General features: G+C 71.1%; 12 protein-coding genes. 6 read left to right on the top strand and 6 right to left on the bottom strand.

Going from position 1 to position 16,722, the window contains the following annotated elements:
• Positions 1-145 precede the first annotated feature (145 nt).
• Together MXD95_RS04340 and MXD95_RS04335 are read right to left on the bottom strand one after the other, a co-directional pair.
• Complete coding sequence (locus tag MXD95_RS04340; protein WP_250639217.1) at positions 146-2,815, bottom strand: bifunctional acetate--CoA ligase family protein/GNAT family N-acetyltransferase; 2,670 nt, start codon at positions 2,813-2,815, stop codon at positions 146-148.
• Positions 2,816-2,857: 42 nt separating this feature from the next.
• Entirely contained in the window at positions 2,858-4,048 is a 1,191-nt protein-coding gene (locus MXD95_RS04335) for an acetoin utilization protein AcuC (RefSeq protein ID WP_374121965.1), read from the bottom strand.
• A gap of 143 nt (positions 4,049-4,191) precedes the next feature.
• Here MXD95_RS04335 and MXD95_RS04330 point away from each other — a divergent pair, with 143 nt between their 5' ends.
• Positions 4,192-6,264 (top strand): acetoacetate--CoA ligase, encoded by a 2,073-nt coding sequence (locus MXD95_RS04330; RefSeq protein ID WP_250639215.1) that lies wholly within the window; start codon positions 4,192-4,194, stop codon positions 6,262-6,264.
• A gap of 153 nt (positions 6,265-6,417) precedes the next feature.
• Here the strand turns inward: MXD95_RS04330 and MXD95_RS04325 are convergent, their stop codons facing one another.
• The gene (locus MXD95_RS04325) at positions 6,418-7,692 is read right to left on the bottom strand and encodes an RNA polymerase sigma factor (protein WP_250639214.1); all 1,275 of its coding nucleotides are present in this window, start codon (positions 7,690-7,692) and stop codon (positions 6,418-6,420) included.
• A gap of 677 nt (positions 7,693-8,369) precedes the next feature.
• Between MXD95_RS04325 and MXD95_RS04320 the strand changes: the two genes are divergently transcribed.
• The 4 genes from MXD95_RS04320 (at position 8,370) to MXD95_RS04305 (ending at position 10,985) form a co-directional block, all read left to right on the top strand.
• On the top strand, positions 8,370-9,707 hold the full coding sequence (locus MXD95_RS04320) for an MGH1-like glycoside hydrolase domain-containing protein (RefSeq protein WP_250639213.1): 1,338 nt from the start codon (positions 8,370-8,372) through the stop codon (positions 9,705-9,707).
• Positions 9,708-9,905: 198 nt separating this feature from the next.
• Positions 9,906-10,283 (top strand): DUF2089 domain-containing protein, encoded by a 378-nt coding sequence (locus tag MXD95_RS04315; RefSeq protein WP_250639212.1) that lies wholly within the window; start codon positions 9,906-9,908, stop codon positions 10,281-10,283.
• Positions 10,283-10,540, top strand: coding sequence for a hypothetical protein (locus MXD95_RS04310; protein WP_250639211.1), 258 nt, complete (start codon positions 10,283-10,285; stop codon positions 10,538-10,540). The genes MXD95_RS04315 and MXD95_RS04310 overlap by 1 nt, the downstream gene beginning before the upstream one ends.
• Positions 10,541-10,562: 22 nt before the next feature.
• Positions 10,563-10,985 carry an SHOCT-like domain-containing protein gene (locus tag MXD95_RS04305; protein ID WP_250639210.1) on the top strand — a complete coding sequence of 141 codons (423 nt, stop codon included), beginning with the start codon at positions 10,563-10,565 and terminating at the stop codon, positions 10,983-10,985.
• A 32-nt stretch (positions 10,986-11,017) separates the two neighbouring features.
• Here the strand turns inward: MXD95_RS04305 and MXD95_RS04300 are convergent, their stop codons facing one another.
• From MXD95_RS04300 to MXD95_RS04290, 3 genes are all read right to left on the bottom strand, one after another.
• Positions 11,018-13,858, bottom strand: coding sequence for a vitamin B12-dependent ribonucleotide reductase (locus tag MXD95_RS04300; protein WP_250639209.1), 2,841 nt, complete (start codon positions 13,856-13,858; stop codon positions 11,018-11,020).
• 259 nt (positions 13,859-14,117) lie between these two features.
• Positions 14,118-14,792 carry a transcriptional regulator NrdR gene (gene nrdR, locus MXD95_RS04295; protein WP_250639208.1) on the bottom strand — a complete coding sequence of 225 codons (675 nt, stop codon included), beginning with the start codon at positions 14,790-14,792 and terminating at the stop codon, positions 14,118-14,120.
• 365 nt (positions 14,793-15,157) lie between these two features.
• Positions 15,158-15,400 (bottom strand): LysM peptidoglycan-binding domain-containing protein, encoded by a 243-nt coding sequence (locus MXD95_RS04290; RefSeq protein ID WP_250639207.1) that lies wholly within the window; start codon positions 15,398-15,400, stop codon positions 15,158-15,160.
• 515 nt (positions 15,401-15,915) lie between these two features.
• Here MXD95_RS04290 and lexA point away from each other — a divergent pair.
• Complete coding sequence (gene lexA / locus MXD95_RS04285; protein ID WP_250639206.1) at positions 15,916-16,680, top strand: transcriptional repressor LexA; 765 nt, start codon at positions 15,916-15,918, stop codon at positions 16,678-16,680.
• Positions 16,681-16,722 lie beyond the last annotated feature (42 nt).

The raw sequence follows: 16,722 nt of genomic DNA, 5'->3' as shown, positions 1-16,722 counted from the left end.
GGGGTCCCCCGGTCGAACACCCCCGTTGCGGGTACGCCCGCCCCTGCCACTCCCGTGGCCCGAACGGGCCAACCAGCGTCGGACTGGGGACCCCCGAAGGCTCCGGATGCAGGCCAGATGGGGGGCTGCTCGGAGTGCGGCGACGTCATGGGAGACGATTGTGGCCGGTGTGACCATGTTGGGCAGAACCGCCCCGGGTAGCCGGCGCTCCGACGGCGGGTCGCGCCTGGTCAGTCACGGGCGGCGGATGGTCCCCGCCGGGCAGCGCCGGAGACCAGAAGCGGCGCGGGCCGACATCGGCCCGGGGCGCGGACGGCCCGAGGACGATCTCGGCGGACAGCACCGTGATCCGCCCCGCGGAGACGACCACGGGGTCAAGGGTGAGACTGGTCACCTCGGACAGGTCGTCGGCAAGACGGCCCACCCGCAGCAGCAGGTCCTCCAACGCGGCGACGTCCAACGGCTGCGACCCGTGATAGCCGAGCAGCAGCGGAGCGGCCCGCACCATCCGCACCAACCGCGCGGCGTCGACGTCGGTCAACGGCAGAATGTGATGCGCACGGTCACCGAGCAGGTCGGTCGCGGGACCGGACAGGCCGAAGGACACCAACGGCCCGTAACGGGGATGTTCCTCCGACCCGACGACCACCGGCACGCCGGCCGGCGCCATCGGCTGCACGGCGATCATCGGCGCCGGTCCAAGCTGGGCGCGCAGCGACGCCCAGGCTGCCCGCACCGCGTCCGAGTCGGCCAGGTGCAGGCGCTGCCCGCCCAGGTCCGCCCGGTGACGGTAGGGCTCGGCCAGAGTCTTGAGGACCACCGGAAAGCCGAGTTCCGCGGCAGCCCGGGCGGCCTCGTCCCCGGAGGTCACCACCGGCGCAGGCAGTACGCCGATGCCGTAGCGGGCGAGCAGTGCCCCGGCCTGGACGTCGGACATCCGACCGGTGACGTCGGCGACGAGTGGACGGACGTCGTCGACGCGCACCGGAACGTCCGCCGGGGTGGGCACGGTGCCGCTAGGCCGAGCCCGCCACTCCGCGTAACCGGCCACCCGGCGAAGGGCGGACACCGCCGCCTCCGGCGACGGGTAGACCGGGACACCGGCCAGGCTCGGCGGCAGCGCCATGCCACGCAGCGCGATCAGCACCGGCACCTCGATCCGGCCGAGGGCCAGGGCCAGCCCGCCGAGCGCCGAGGTGGGCAGGACGACCGGTAGCCGCACGACCGACACGATCAGCGCGTCGACCCGACCCGCGGCCGCCAGCACCGCGTCGGCGAACATCGCCGGATCGCCGCCAGCGGGCAGCAGCACCTCCTCGGCGTCGAGTCCGGCGGCATCCGCCGCCCGGGCGGTCAGCCGCACGAGTGCCCGCGAGTCCCCGACGACGGCGACCCGCCGTCCGGCCGGCAGCGGGCCCGCGGTCAGCAGCAGGGCGACGTCGAACGCCTGCGAGATCCGGTCCACGCCGATCACGCCGGCCTGGCGCAGCAGCGCGTCGTCGAGCACGGAACGGCCCGAGTAGACCGTCACCACCGGCTTGCGCCGGCCGACCCGGCGGGCGAGCCGGACGAACTTGCGCGGGTTGCCGAACGTCTCCAGATGCATGATCACGGCGTCGGTGGCGGTGTCCTCCTCCCAGTACTGCAACAGGTCGTTGCCGCTGACGTCGCCGCGGTCCCCGGCGGAGACGAACGCGGACAGACCCACCTGGCGCGCCGCGGCCGCCTCCAGAATCGCTCCGCCGAACGGCCCGGACTGCGCATAGCAGCCGATCCGGCCCGCCGGCGGCATCCAGGGCACCATGCTGGCATTCAGGCCCGCCCGCGGATTCTGCACGCCCATGCTCGCCGGACCCACCACCCGCATCCCGTCGGCCCGTGCCTCGGCCACCAGCATCCCGTCCGCGGCGTCGTCCCGCTGGTCAGTGATCACTATCAGGCCCCAGACGCCGGCCCGCCCGCAGGCGGCGACGACACCGGGCACCTCGGCCGGCGGCACGCACACCACGGCCAGGTCCACAGGCTTGGGCACGTCCTCGATGCCGGCGTAGGCGCGAATCGAGGCGACGGCTGTGCCGGCGGCCGCGGCTGCCGGGTTGACCGGGTACACCGGGCCGTCGAATCCGCCGGCCAGCAGGTGATGGAGCACCGCGTTGCCCACCGATCCGGTCGATCGGCCCGCGCCGAGCACGGCGATCGCCCGCGGATGCAGCAGCCGGCGGATGGAGGCGGCCTCCGCCCGGTGCTCGCGGGCCCGCATGACGTCAACGGACCGCTCAGTCGGCGCGATCTCGAACGAGAGCCGTACCGCGCCGGAGTCGAACGCCCGGGCCACTGTGTAGCCGGCGTCAAGAAAAACCCTGAGCATCTGCCGGTTCTCGCCGAGCACGTCCGCGTCGAACCGACGGATCCCCCGGTCGCGTGCGGCCGCGGCCAGGTGTTCCAGCAGGATGGAGCCGAGGCCCCGGCGCTGCTGGTCGTCCTGGACCAGGAAAGCGATCTCGGCCTCGGTCGGGTGCGACGCGCTGCTCTCCCAGTGCGCGAGCGCGACCAGATCCTCGCCGATCATGGCGACCAGGGCGCCCCGCAGGCGCTGGTCGACCACGACGATGCGGTGAATGTCGGCGTCCGACAGGACGCGGCGGGCCGCGAAGAAGCGGAAGTAGATCGTCTGCGGGGACAGTCGGGTCCAGAACGCCCGCAGCAGCGGCCCGTCGGAGGGCAGGACCGGCCGCAGGTGCGCCGTGCCGCCGTCGGTGAGAATGACGTCGGCCTCCCACTCGGCCGGGTAGACGACCGGGTCCGCCTCACCCACCGGTGGACGCCCGCCCACCCCGCACCTGGCTGCCCGGCGCGCTCATCGGTCGACGGACGGGTCGAGGCCGTGCAGCGGCAGAACTTCGCGCCGGGTCGCGGCGATCGCCCGGTCCAGTGGGCTGTCCGGGTCGCCGTCGCCGGCGTCCCACGGCCGGTAGCGCACGCCCGCACCGTCCCCGAGGGTGCGCGGCATGCCGGCTACCGAGCCGACCGACGGGCGGCCGGTGGCGGCGCGGACCTGTTCCGGCGCGGCGGCCCGCCACTGCGCCGGTAGCGCCGCGCCGGGTTCGAGCGGATGATGCGCGGCGATCGCGAGCAGCTGCGTCCACGCCCGCGGCACGACGGCGTCCAGTGCGTACCCGCCGCCGCCGCAGGCGAGCCAGCGGCCCTCGCACAACTCGTGGGCCAGGGCGTGCAGCGTCTCGTAGGAGGCCCGTTGGCCGTCCACCGACAGATCCAGGTCGGCCAGTGGGTCCAACGCGTGGGTGTCGCAGCCGTGCTGGGTGACGAGTACCTGCGGGCGGAACGCGCGCAACAGCACCGGGACCACCCCGGAGAACGCCCGCAGCCAGCCGGCGTCACGGGTGCGCGCGGGCAGCGCCACGTTGACGGCGCTGCCCGCTGCCTGCGGCCCACCGGACTCGTCCGGAAACCCGGTGCCCGGGAACAGGGTGCGCCCGGACTGGTGCAACGAGATCGTGAGCACCCGCGGGTCGTCGTAGAACGCCGCCTGCACACCGTCGCCGTGGTGCACGTCGACGTCGACGTAGGCGACCCGCTCGGCGCCGGCTGAGAGCAACCAGGCGATCGCGACCGCCGGATCGTTGTAGACGCAGAAGCCGCTGGCGGCACTCGGCATCGCGTGGTGCAGACCGCCGGCGATCGACACCGCGTGCCGCGGGGGGTCCGACCACACGGCCCGGGCGGCCTCGAGCGTCCCGCCAGTGATCAGCGCGGCGGCCTCGTGCATCCGGTCGAACACCGGGTTGTCGGTACTGCCGAGGCCGAACCGGGCGGCGAGCCAGGCCTGGGCGGGTTCGGGGGCGGCCCGCACGGCGGCGACATAGGCCGGGTCGTGGACGAGTTCGATCAGATCGTCCGGGGCGAAGGTCGGCGCGACCAGCTCCAGCCCCGGCGCGTCGAGCACACCGAGACGGCCGGCGAGATCCATCGTCAGGCCCAGCCGGATCGGGTGCAGCGGATGCTGCGGCCCGAAGTCGTAGTGGGCCATCGCGGGATCCCAGGCCAGCAGCGTCGGCACCATCACGCCTTCGACGGTAGCCTGAACGGGTGCGCTCGGGCAGCCGCACGCGATCGGTGCAGGCGCCCCGGGCTGGCCATGCGCCTTTCTGAAATGCCCTAGGGTCAGTGCCCGTGGCAGCAGACGGAACGACACCGCTACCAGAGACGGCCGGCGGGAGGCACGTCCGGCCCGGCACCCCGCTGTGGCAGCCCTCCCCCGAACGGGCCAGCCAGGCGGCGGTGACGCACTACCGGAGCTGGCTCGCGCAGGAGCGCGGTGTCGCGCTCGACGACGACCCCGCGCTGTGGCGGTGGTCGGTCAGCGAGCCGGACGGCTTCTGGGAGTCGATCTGGGACTTCTGCGCCGTCGAGGGTGAGCGCGGCCCGGGGCCGGCGCTGGCCGACGCGACGCTGCCCGGCGCCGTGTGGTTCCCGGGCGCGCGGGTGAACTACGCCGAGAACGCGCTGACCCGGCGTGGCCCGGCACCTGCCGTGATCGGAGTGCGGGAGGACGGCGCCACCGCCGTCGTGTCCTGGGACGAGCTGCGCCGCCAGGTCGCCCGCGCCGCGGCGGGGCTGCGCGCCCTCGGCGTCACCGCCGGCGACCGCGTCTGCGCCGTCCTGCCCAACACCGTCTACGCGGCGGTGGCGATGCTGGCCACGGCGAGCATCGGCGCGGTGTGGTCGTCGTGTGCTCCCGAACTCGGCCCGACGGCGCTCGCCTCCCGGTTCGCCCAGGTAGCGCCGAAGGTGCTGTTCGGCGTCGACGGCTACAGCCACCGCGGCCGCGCCTACAACACGATCGAGGCGCTCGCCACCGTCGCCGCGGACCTGCCGGGCCTCGCCGCGACGGTGATCGTGCCGTATCTGTCGGCCGATGCCTTCACCCAGGCCCAGGAGGCCGGGCTGCCGGGCCTGCTCACCTGGGACGAGCTGATGGCGGACGACGCGGCCGAGCCCACGTTCACCCGTGTTCCCTTCGACGCCCCGCTGTGGATTCTGTACTCGTCGGGCACCACCGGGCCGCCCAAGGCGATCGTGCACGGCCACGGCGGCATCCTGCTGGAACATCTCAAGACGCTGGCCCTGCATCTCGACCTCGGTCCGGACGACCGATTCTGCTGGTTCACGACAACCGGCTGGATGATGTGGAACTTCCTGCTGTCCGGCCTGCTGGTCGGCGCGACCGTGGTGCTCTACGACGGCGCACCCGGCTATCCGACGCTCGGCACCCAGTTCGGTCTGGCCGAGGCGCTGGAGCTGACGGTTCTCGGCACTTCCGCGGCCTATCTGCACGCCTGCCGGAACGCTGGGCTGGTGCCCGGGGATGACAACGATCTGTCGCTGCTGCGCACCATCGGGTCGACCGGGTCGCCGCTGTCGGCCTCCGGCTACGCCTGGGTGTACGACGCGGTGAGCCCGGATGTGCTGCTCTCGTCGATCAGCGGCGGCACCGATGTCTGCACGGCACTGCTCGCCGGCCTTCCGACCCTGCCCGTGCGGGCCGGGGAGATCGGTTCCCGTGCTCTGGGCTGCGCCGCCGCGGCCTTCGACCCCGGCGGCGCGCCGCTCGTCGACCAGGTCGGTGAGCTCGTGGTCACCGCGCCGATGCCCTCGATGCCGGTGTCGTTCTGGGATGATCCGGACGGCACGCGACTGCGTGAGGCCTATTACTCCACCTATCCCGGCGTCTGGCGCCATGGCGACTGGGTGCGGTTCACCGCGGACGGCGCCGCGGTTGTCGAGGGACGTTCGGACGCGACCCTGAACCGGCACGGGGTGCGGATCGGCACCGCGGAGCTCTACGGCGTGGTCGAGGCGCTGCCCGAGGTGCTGGACAGCATCGCCGTCGACGTCTCGGACGCCGCCGGCCCGCTGGGCGCCGCCGGCGGCGGGCTGCTGCTGTTCGTGGTGCTGGCCGAAGCCGGCCTGACCGAGCAGACCGCCCACCGGATCCGCACGGCGCTGCGCTCGGAACTGAGCCCTCGGCACGTGCCGGACCAGATCATCGAGATCGCTGCCGTGCCGCGTACCCACTCCGGCAAGAAACTCGAGGTCCCGCTGCGGCGTCTGCTTGCCGGGGCGGAGCTGGCCGATGTCGTCAGCCTCGACGCCGTGGCGAACCCGCAGGCCCTGCTGGCCTTCGCGGCAGCGGCCCAGACCTCCTCGATGGCCCAGACAACAAAGCCGGATCTTCGCCGCTGATCAGGCGAAGATCCGGCTTTCATCGGTTCCCCCGGTTCCGCGGTCACCCTCCACCGCGGTTGCGGGTGGATGCCACCCGAGACCTCGAACACGCACCCGCCGGGCGGGTGAGTTCCGCGACCGCCGGCGGTAGGTGGTGCCGGCGGACGGCAGTCAGTCGAGAAACTCGCGCAGCCGGCCGGCGACCGCGGGCTTACGCAGCTCGCGCAGCGTGTCGCGCTCGATCTGGCGGATGCGTTCCCGAGTGAGACCCAGGCGGTTGCCCACCTCGGCGAGGGTGTGCTGCTTGCCGTCGGCGAGGCCGAACCGCAGCCGCATCACCTCCCGCTCCCGCGGGTTGAGCCCACCGAGGACGTTGTCGATCTCGTCCTGCATGGCGCCGTAGGACGCGGCGTCGGCAGGCGAGGTCGCGTCCGAGTCCTCGATGAAGTCGCCGAGCACGGAATCGCCGTCGTCACCGACGGAGGTTTCCAGGCTGACCGTGTCCTGCGCGTAGCGGCGCAGTTCGACGACCTGCTCGATCGGCATGTCGAGCTCGAGCGCGAGCTCCTCGTCGGTCGGTTCCCGACCGAGCGTGGAGACGAGCTGGCGCTGCAGGCGGGTGATCTTGTTGATCTGCTCGACGACGTGGACCGGGATGCGGATGGTCCGCGCCTGGTCGGCGAGTGCCCGACCGATGGCCTGGCGGATCCACCAGGTCGCGTAGGTCGAGAACTTGTAGCCCTTGGCGTAGTCGAACTTCTCCACCGCGCGGATGAGTCCGAGATTGCCCTCCTGGACCAGGTCCAGCAGGGTCATCCCGCGACCGCTGTACTTCTTCGCGACGGAGACGACCAGGCGCAGGTTCGCTGAGACAAGCTGCTGCTTGGCGGCGTGGCCGTCCTTGACCAGCAGACCAAGATCCCGGCGGAGGTCCGCGGGCAGGTCGGGGACGGACTCCACCTTGTGTTCGGCGAACAGGCCGGCCTCGACCCGCTTGGAGAGCTCGACCTCCTGAGCGGCGTTGAGCAGCGGCACCTTGCCGATCTCGCGCAGGTACATGCGCACGAGATCCGCGGTGCCCGCGTGCTCGGAGGTGGAACGACTGACGGCGACGGTGTCGCTGGCCGCCTCGCCGTCCTCATCCTCGAGGAGCTCGACGCCGGCGGCGTTCAGCCGCGCGATGAGCGCGGGCAGCAGCTCAAGGCCGATGTCCGCGGCCTCGAGGGCGTCTCGCAGCTCGGCACGACTGATTTCGCCGGCATCACGACCACGGGCGATGACCTCGGCGACGGCGCTCACGTCAAGCTCGTCGACGTCGTCAGGAACCGCGGCCAGGGAGCGGCTGGGGGCGGTACGGGCAGGGGTTGCGGACCGGCGAGCGCGCCGCGGGCTACGCGGACGGTTCTCGTCGGTACGCTCGGCAAGGTCCAGGGCAGGCAGCGTCATCAGTGGCAAATCCGATGGTCGGTGCGGGTGGGACATCTGTTTCCGTGCACATGGGGGGCAACGAACGATGCCGTGGAACCATTCCCTGTGCAGGCGCACCCGGACATCAGCGATCGCCGGGCCTACCGGCAGTGTAGACCCTAGCCCTCGAGCCGCTGGACTCGCTGTCGCGAAGACTACCTGTCAGATCCCCTCGTGTGGCGTGTTCAGCGAACTATCTTGACCGTCTTGCGTACCGGGAGCGCCGCCCGAGCCCCACATCCTCAACTGCGAGTAGCAGAATAATCACTTTAGGCGAGAATTTGCGGCGGCTGCTGCGCGTGCCACATTTTCGCGCCGCTACCGCCATCGGGCCGCAACCCACCGTTGGCCATGCCGAGAGGTGCCGGCACCACCGCGCGACGACCCCCACCCGGGCGCACTCCGGTCCATGTCTTCGCGGGTCCATGTCTTCGCGCCGTCCCGGCGCTGTCCGGTGCACGCCCTGCGCCAGGCTCGGCCTGCCGGCATCGGCGACCCGTCGACGACGCTCATCGAAGCCAATCGACGCCAACACGTGGCGGCCTGGTCGGCGCGGTCGCTTCGGGCCGCCACGGTGCGCGTCCGCGCCTCGTAACGCGGGCCACACCCGGGGCGGCCTCCCTGTGGGCACAGGGTGTGACCGCTACTCTCACACGATGGTCGCACCCAGCCTCCCGACAGAGCTGGCGGCGCTGCGTGAGACCGCGGTCTCGGTGCTGCGTGGCAACGACCTCGGCGACGTCACCCGACCGTCGCCGACGCTGTATCCGCACCAGTGGCTGTGGGACTCCTGTTTCATCGCGATCGGGCTGCGCCACCTCGACCCCGAGCGCGCCGCGGCCGAGATCCTCTCGCTGCTGGGCGGCCAGTGGCCGAACGGGATGATCCCGCACGTGATCTTCGCCGAGACCACGGACTTCTACCACGCCGGCCCGCAGCGCTGGCGGTGCGACCGGGTGACCACGACCGCCGGCGGCGCGCAGAGCACCGGCGTGACCCAGCCGCCCATGATTGCCGAGGCGGCCGTCCGGGTCGGCGAGAAGATGTCCGACGCGCAGCGCGCGGCGTTCTACCGGCAGCTCTACCCGGGGCTGCTGCGCTTTCACCAGTGGCTGTACGACGAGCGCGACCCCGACGACGACGGCCTCGTGGCGCTGGTCCATTCCTGGGAGTCGGGCATGGACAACACCCCGACCTGGATGGAGATCACCCGACCGGTCGCTCCCCTGGGCGTGCGGGTGCTGCGCCGGGTCAACGGGGACGACGCGCTCGACGCACTGCGCCGCGATTCCAAGGAGGTCCCCCCGGACGAGCGGCTGACCTCCGGGGACCTGTTCACCCTGTACCGGATCGTGCGCGAACTGCGCCGGGCGCACTACAACTTCCGCGAGATTCGGCGGACGATCGTCCCACTGGTGCAGGACGTCGCGTTCAATTCCATCCTGATCCGCGCCAACGAGCACCTGGCGACGATCGCCGCCGAGATCGGCGAGGTCATCCCGACCCGCCTGCGCCGCTCGATCCGCCGCTCGCGTGAGGCCATCAGCCAGCTCGTCGTCGACGGCGTGTATTACAGCCGCGACTTCCGTACCCACACGCTGCTGCGTCACGAGACGATCGCCGGCCTGCTGCCGCTGTATGCCGGGGTGGTGCCCGACGACCGGGTCGACGAGATGGTCAAGATGCTCACCTCACCGCGGTACTGGTCGCGGTTCGGCGTGGCCAGCGTCCCGCAGGACGACCCGAGTTTCCTGCCGCGCTGCTACTGGCAGGGCCCAGTCTGGGTGAACATGAACTGGCTGATCGCCGACGGCCTGGAGCGCTACGGCCGCCTGGACGCCGCCGACGACCTGCGCCGCAACACCGTCGACGTGATCGCGGCCTCGGGCGCCATGTTCGAGTACTACTCCCCCCTCGACGGCACCGGCGCCGGCAGCAACCGCTTCTCCTGGACGGCCGCCCTGCTCCTCGACCTCCTCGCCACCCAGCGCTGACGCCGCACCGCGCCGACGGCCCGTCCACCCCGCCGCGACGGTTCCGCGGAACCGTCTGCCGATCTCGGTGCCCCGTGCCGTCGGCATCCACCGCACCGCGGACCGAAGGCGGCGAAGCGGATCCGCGCCGCCGCACGTCTTGGAAAAATTAAGGTCAACTTCTTGAAAGTTGAAGTCTGAAGCGGTCTAATCTCAGACATGGCAAAGCGCGCGATGGACTGGCAGGAGCTCACGGACCTCACCCGAGGTCAGCCGTTCGTCGTCGAGCGGGTGCGCCTGGCGGGCAGCGGCGTGGCGGTCGAGGGCGAGTTCGAGCTACCTCAGCTGGCCCAGCTGGGCGTCGAGGACCAGGTCTTCGTCACGGCGTTCGTGCGGTGCCACGGCTCCATCAAAGAGATGGAACGGATCTTCGGGGTGAGCTATCCGACGATCAAGTCACGGCTGAACCGGATCATGCGGATGCTCGACTTCGTCGAAACCGATCCGGCGCCGTCACGGGCCGACGTCATCGACCGGTTGCGCCGCGGCGAGATCACCGCCCAGCAGGCGGTGTCCGAGCTGGAGGACCGCTCGTGATGCCGCAGTTGGTGACCGCACGGATCAGGCGCTCGAGCGGTCACCCCCTGCGGATCTGGGTTCCGGTGCTTCCCGTGGTCGTCGTGCTCTCGCCGCTCCTTCTGCTGGCCGTGCCGGTAGCGGTCGTCGCCTGTCGCAGGTACCGCATCAGTGCGGTGCGGGCATTCGGCACCGCACTGCGCATCATCTGTGCCCTGCCGGGCACCCGGTTCGACCTCGAGCAGGGTCATACGGCCGTGCTCGTCACCGTCCGATAACGCTCGTCCCCTGGAGGCTCTGATGAACGACCAGCGCAAGGACATTCTCGACCTACTGGCCGAGGGCAAGATCACCGCGGCGGAGGCGGAGCGGCTCCTCTCGGCGCTCGAGGCGGACCAGCCGCCCGCCGCGGTCGGGCCCGACATCCGTCCGAAGGGCAGACCGAAGTACCTGCGGGTGCTCGTGGACACCGTGGACAACGGCGAGCCGGGGCGGGTCAACGTGCGGGTGCCGCTGCAGCTGCTGCGGGCCGGCGTGCGGCTCGCAGCCCTGGTCCCGCCGCAGGCCCTGGGCCGGGCCAACACCGAACTGAGCAGGTCGGGCGTACCGCTGGACCTCACCCAGCTCAAGCCCGAACAGCTCGAGGCACTCGTCGAGCACCTCGACGAGGTGACCGTGGAGGTCGACTCCCCCGACGCCAAGGTGCGCGTCTTCTGCGAGTAGGCCCGCGCGCCAGGTCCGGAGGGCGGCGTGGATCAGCTGCAGCCGCTGGTGGAGCCGCACTGTTCGCAGACGTAGCAGCTGCCGGCGGGGCGCATCGTCACTCCGCAGGTGAAGCACAGCGGAGCGTCGACGACCGTCTGCGCGACCAGCGACTCGCCAGGCGGGGCGAGACGCAGCTCCCGGGCGACGTGCTCGGGGCCGTGCCCGTTCAGGTGGACCACGGCGTCCGCCGTTCCGGGCAGGGCACTCGGCACGGTCTCGTCGGCGGGAGCGGGGGTGCTGCCGTACTGGCCGGCGACGGTACGGGTCCGTTCGGCGGCGGTGGAGATGCCGAGCTCGGCGCGGTGGTCGGCGTCGAGATAGTCCAGCGCCAGGCGGCGGAACAGATAGTCCATGATCGACTGGGCGATCCGGACGTCGGGGTCGTCGGTCATCCCGGCGGGCTCGAAGCGCATGTTGATGAACTTGCTGACGTAGGCCTCGAGCGGCACCCCGTACTGCAGGCCGATGGAGATCGCGATGGCGAAGGCGTCCATGACACCGGCGAGCGTCGAGCCCTGCTTCGACATCTTGATGAAGACCTCGCCGAGGCCGTCGTCCGGATAGGACCCGGCAGTGAGGTAGCCCTCGGCACCGCCGACGGAGAACGAGACCGTCTGCGACGGACGTGTCTTCGGCAACCGGCGGCGCACCGGCCGGTACTCCACCTCGGCAGCAGCCGCAGGCTCGCGGGCGGCGGCCGCGGCCGCGTCCCGCTTCGCACCCCTGACGTCGGTCAACGGCTGGCCGACCTTGCAGTTGTCCCGGTAGATGGCCAGGGCCTTGAGGCCAACCTGCCAACCGGCGAGGTAGATCTCCTCGACGTCCTCGACGGTGGCCGTCGCCGGCATGTTCACCGTCTTGGAGATCGCGCCAGACAGGAACGGTTGCACCGAGGCCATCATCCGCACGTGGCCCATCGGGGAGATGGCCCGCTCACCGATGGCGCAGTCGAACACGTCATAGTGCTCGGGGCGAAGGCCCGGCGCATCGACGACGTGCCCGTGCTCGGCGATGAACTCGACGATCGCCTCGAGGGTCTCCTCGGTGTAGCCGAGCGCGCGCAGCGCCGCCGGGACCGTCTGGTTCACGATCTTCATGCTGGCGCCGCCGACCAGCTTCTTCATCTTGACCAGGGCGAGGTCCGGCTCGATGCCGGTGGTGTCGCAGTCCATCGCGAGGCCGATGGTGCCGGTCGGGGCGAGCAGGCTGACCTGGGCGTTGCGCCAGCCGTGCTTCTCGCCGACGCTCTGTGCCTTCGACCACTCCTTCGAGGCGGCGGCGAGGACACGGGCGTCCTCGGGGTGCACGGAGCGCACGTCGTCGTTGGCGACAGCGTGCTTGCGCACGACCCGGCGGTGGGCGTCGGCATTGCGGGCGAAGCCGTCGTAGGCGCCGACGATGCCGGCGAGCTCCGCGGACCGGCGGTAGGCGGTGGCGCTCATCAGCGAGGTGATCGCCGCGGCGAGGGCTCGACCGCCGTCGGAGTCGTAGGCGCGGGCGCTGGCCATGAGCAGTGCGCCCAGGTTGGCGTAGCCGATGCCGAGCTGCCGGTAGGCGCGGGTCACCGCGGTGATCTCGGGCGTCGGGAAGTCCGCGAAGCAGATCGAGATGTCCATCGCCGTGATGATTATCTCGACGGCGGCGACGAACGCTTCGGCGTCGAACGTCCGGTCCGGGCGCAGGAACTTCAGCAGGTTCAGCGACGCGAGGTTGCAGCTGGAATTGTCCAGGTGGACGTATTCACTGCACGGGTTGGACGCGCTGATCCGGCCGGACTCCGGGCAGGTGTGCCAGTCATTGATGGTGCCGTCGTACTGGATGCCGGGATCCGCACACGCCCAGGCCGCTTCGGCGATGGTCCGGAACAGCCCCTTCGCGTCGATCGACTCGATGGTGCGGCCGTCAAGGCGGGCCCGCAGGTCGAAGGTGCTCTCGTCGACGACGGCCTGCATGAACTCGTCGGTGACGCGCACCGAGTTGTTGGCGTTCTGGTACTGCACCGAGGCGATGTCCCGCCCGCCGAGGTCCATGTCGAACCCAGCGTCGCGCAGCGCCCGGATCTTGACCTCTTCACGCGCCTTCGTCTCGACGAACTCGACGATGTCCGGGTGGTCGACGTCCAGCACGACCATCTTGGCCGCCCGCCGGGTCGCGCCGCCCGACTTGATCGTCCCCGCCGACGCGTCGGCGCCACGCATGAAGCTCACCGGCCCGGAGGCGGTGCCCCCGGACGACAGCAGCTCCTTCGAGGAGCGAATACGGGACAGATTCAGCCCCGCCCCCGAGCCACCCTTGAAGATCAGCCCTTCTTCCCTATACCAGTTGAGAATAGACTCCATGGTGTCATCAACGGAAAGAATAAAACAAGCGGAGACCTGCTGCGGGGCCGAGGTGCCGACGTTGAACCAGACGGGAGAATTGAAGCTGAATACCTGGTGCAGCAGCATCCAGGTCAGCTCGTGCTCGAAGATCTCGGCGTCGGCGTCGGCGTCGAAGTAACCGTGCTCGCGGCCGGCCTTGGTGTATGTGAGCACGACCCGGTCGATGAGCTGGCGCAGCGAGGATTCCCGGACCGGCCCGCCAAGAGCGCCGCGGAAGTACTTGCTGGTCACGATGTTGGACGCGTTGACCGACCAGAAGTCGGGGAACTCGACCCCGCGCTGCTCGAAGTTGACCGAGCCGTCCCGCCAGTTGGTCATGACGACGTCCCGGGACTCCCAGGTGACCTCGTCGTAGGGATGGACCCCGGCGGTGGTACGCGAGCGGCGGATCTTCAGCCCGGACGGCCTGGCTACCGACCTACCCGCCTTGGTGCCGCGACTTTCGGTCATGACGCTCCTCGTCCTGTCCTCGTGCTAGTCGGCGCGCGCCGGCTCGCCGCACCGCGGCGGCCGCGCTGTCGCTGTGGTTGAGATGCCCGCAGGCCGCGGATCCACGGCGAATGTTCGGCGGCGTCTCGGACGAGGAACGCCACTCGAACACAGGCGGATCAGGGCATGCGGAAAAAACCCACGTCGGCGGGGTCAGGTCGTCCCGCCCTCACTGGGGCGGACCGGCGTGGCACTGTGCTGTGCTGTGCTGAGGGCCTTGTCAGGCGTGCTCTGCCGCGGCCCCGGCGGGCGGGCCCAGCGTCGGGCTCACCTCGTCCGGCGGATCCACATCCGGCCCACCCGGGTCCAGCGGCCCGCCTTCCAGCAGCCCAGCCCCGGGCGGACCCGTGGCGGGTGGCCGCACGCCACTCTCGGGCTCCGCTCGTCCGGCCGGGCGGCCCGTGTCCCGGCGGACGCCGGAGGTCTCGGCCCGTAGCGCCGCGATCGCGTTCTCGAAGTCGCCGAGCGACTCGAACGCGAGGTACACCGAGGCGAACCGGAGGTAGGCGACCTCGTCGAGCTCCCGCAGCGGGCCGAGAATCGCCCGGCCAATCGCCTCCGCGGGGACCTCGGCGGACCCTGCGGAACGCACCGCATCCTCCACCCGCTGCGCGAGAAGGGCGAGATCGTCGTCGCGCACCGGTCGGCCCTGGCAGGCCTTGCGCACGCCAGCGATCACCTTCGCCCGGCTGTACGGCTCGGCCACACCGCTGCGCTTGACCACCCGCAGCGATGCTTCCTCCATCGTCGTGAACCGGCGACCGCACGACAGGCAGGAGCGCCGCCGACGAATCGCCGACCCCTCCTCCGCCTCCCGGCTGTCGACGACGCGACTGTCCGGATGCCGGCAGAACGGGCACCGCACGCGTGACGCCTCCTTAGCCCGAAACGGCATCCACGCACCTCGCGGGCGCCCCACAAGAAACCGAACCAGCACCCGAACCAGCACCAGATGTTGTGTCTAATCCTAGCGCATAACACCATGGCTGGGACAGGGACCCCCCGCCATGCCACATCGGGGCACCGGTCCGCGGATGGTCGACGACCGTCCGCGAGCGGCGTCGAGCCGGCCGGAACCGTCGGATACCGACAGGTCACCGCGACGGCCATCCCGCCACCCGGGCGTCAACGGTGGGTGTCCGATCAGTCGGGGGGGTACCCGCCACGCGCCACGCACGCCGCACCTGGACGGACCGACGTCCCATCCAGGGCGCACCCCCACCTGAGCCTCGGCGCCCACCCACGGCGCCGAGGCCGGCGTCAGGTCAGTAACAGAAGCTGGCCAGGGGTCAGATCGGGCGATGACAGATGGTTGATCCGCATCAGCCGGGCGACGACGACCCGGGTATCCGCGTCGGGCTCGAGCGTCACGGCAAGCTGCCACAGCGTCTCCCCCGCCACGACCAGATGGCCACGGGGCGGCTCGTCCGCCCAGGCAACCGACGCGCGCGGCACCATGACCATCAGCGCGGCGACGACACACAGCGCAACGAGCCCGACCACGACCACGCGACCACGCCGCGTGAGCCGCAGCGGCGGCTGAACTCCACTCCCCCCGCGCACCGTCGCCCTGGCGCCACGATCGCCCCTCCCGCGGCCGTCACGAGCGCGACAGCCATCAGCGCGAGACCGGGCACCGCCGCGCCGCTCGGCACGCACCGCCGCCAGATCGACGACTCGCGTCACGTGGTCCACACTCACGGAAACCTCCCGGGCGAGCGGACGGAAGGTCAACACGAACTCCCGTTCGATCGAACTACTGGTCGATTGTGCCATGCGGCCACATGCCGAGGAAAGCGACACGCTCGAACAGACGTTTGAGATTCCGCGACCGTCCGATTACTGTCAAGACGATCAGGTGTGGACCGGGTGAGTCACCCGGTCGCGGAGAACCGCACGCCGTGGAGTCGTCGGGAACACACAGTGACCCCGACGGTCGCCCAGTCGTCTGGCCCGCGACCTCAGGGTGGCCATCCGGATGCCCACGACGTGGTACGCGACGAGGAGTGCGGTAAGCGATGACCACCCAAAGCAGGGGCACGCGCCGGGGCGGCGCCCGCGGCAACGTGCGGGCCTTCCCGGAAAGCCCCGCGGACGCGGCCGGACTGACCCCCCGGCAGCGCAAGGTGCTCGAGGTCATCCGGGCGGCCGTCGAACGGCGAGGCTACCCGCCCAGCGTGCGGGAAATCGGCGAGGCCGTCGGGCTGACCAGTACCAGCAGCGTGGCTCACCAGTTGAAGATGCTGGAGGAGAAGGGCTTCATCCGGCGTGACCCGAACCGCCCGCGGGCGATGGAGGTGCTCAGCCCCGACCGGCCGCGCCGCATCCCGGACGCGGGCGGCATGGCCACCGTCGTGCCGGCGTTCAGCGGCGGGGTACCGGCCACCCCAGGGGCCGATGGCGACACACGGGCGACCTACGTGCCCGTGCTCGGCCGGATCGCCGCCGGTGGCCCGATCCTTGCCGAGCAGGCGATCGAGGATGTCTTCCCGCTGCCCCGGGAGATCGTCGGCGAGGGCACGCTGTTCCTGCTGCGGGTCGTCGGCGAGTCGATGGTGGGCGCGGCGATCTGCGACGGCGACTGGGTCGTGGTCCGCCAGCAGCCCGTGGCGGACAACGGCGAGATCGTCGCCGCCATGATCGACGGCGAGGCGACCGTCAAGCGGCTGCGGGTGCGGGACGGCAAGGTCTGGCTGCACCCGGAGAACCCGGCCTTCAGCGATATTCCGGGCGAGGGCGCGAGCATCCTTGGCCGAATCGTCGCGGTGCTGCGCCGGGTCTGACCAGCAATGGCCGGCCGCGGTGGGCGGCCGGCCACTCCAGTG

It is taken from the genome of Frankia sp. AiPa1 (assembly GCF_023243075.1).
Classification (GTDB): domain Bacteria; phylum Actinomycetota; class Actinomycetes; order Frankiales; family Frankiaceae; genus Frankia.
The sequence above is the reverse complement of the archived record's forward strand: the minus strand, read 5'-3'. Positions and strand labels throughout refer to the sequence as shown.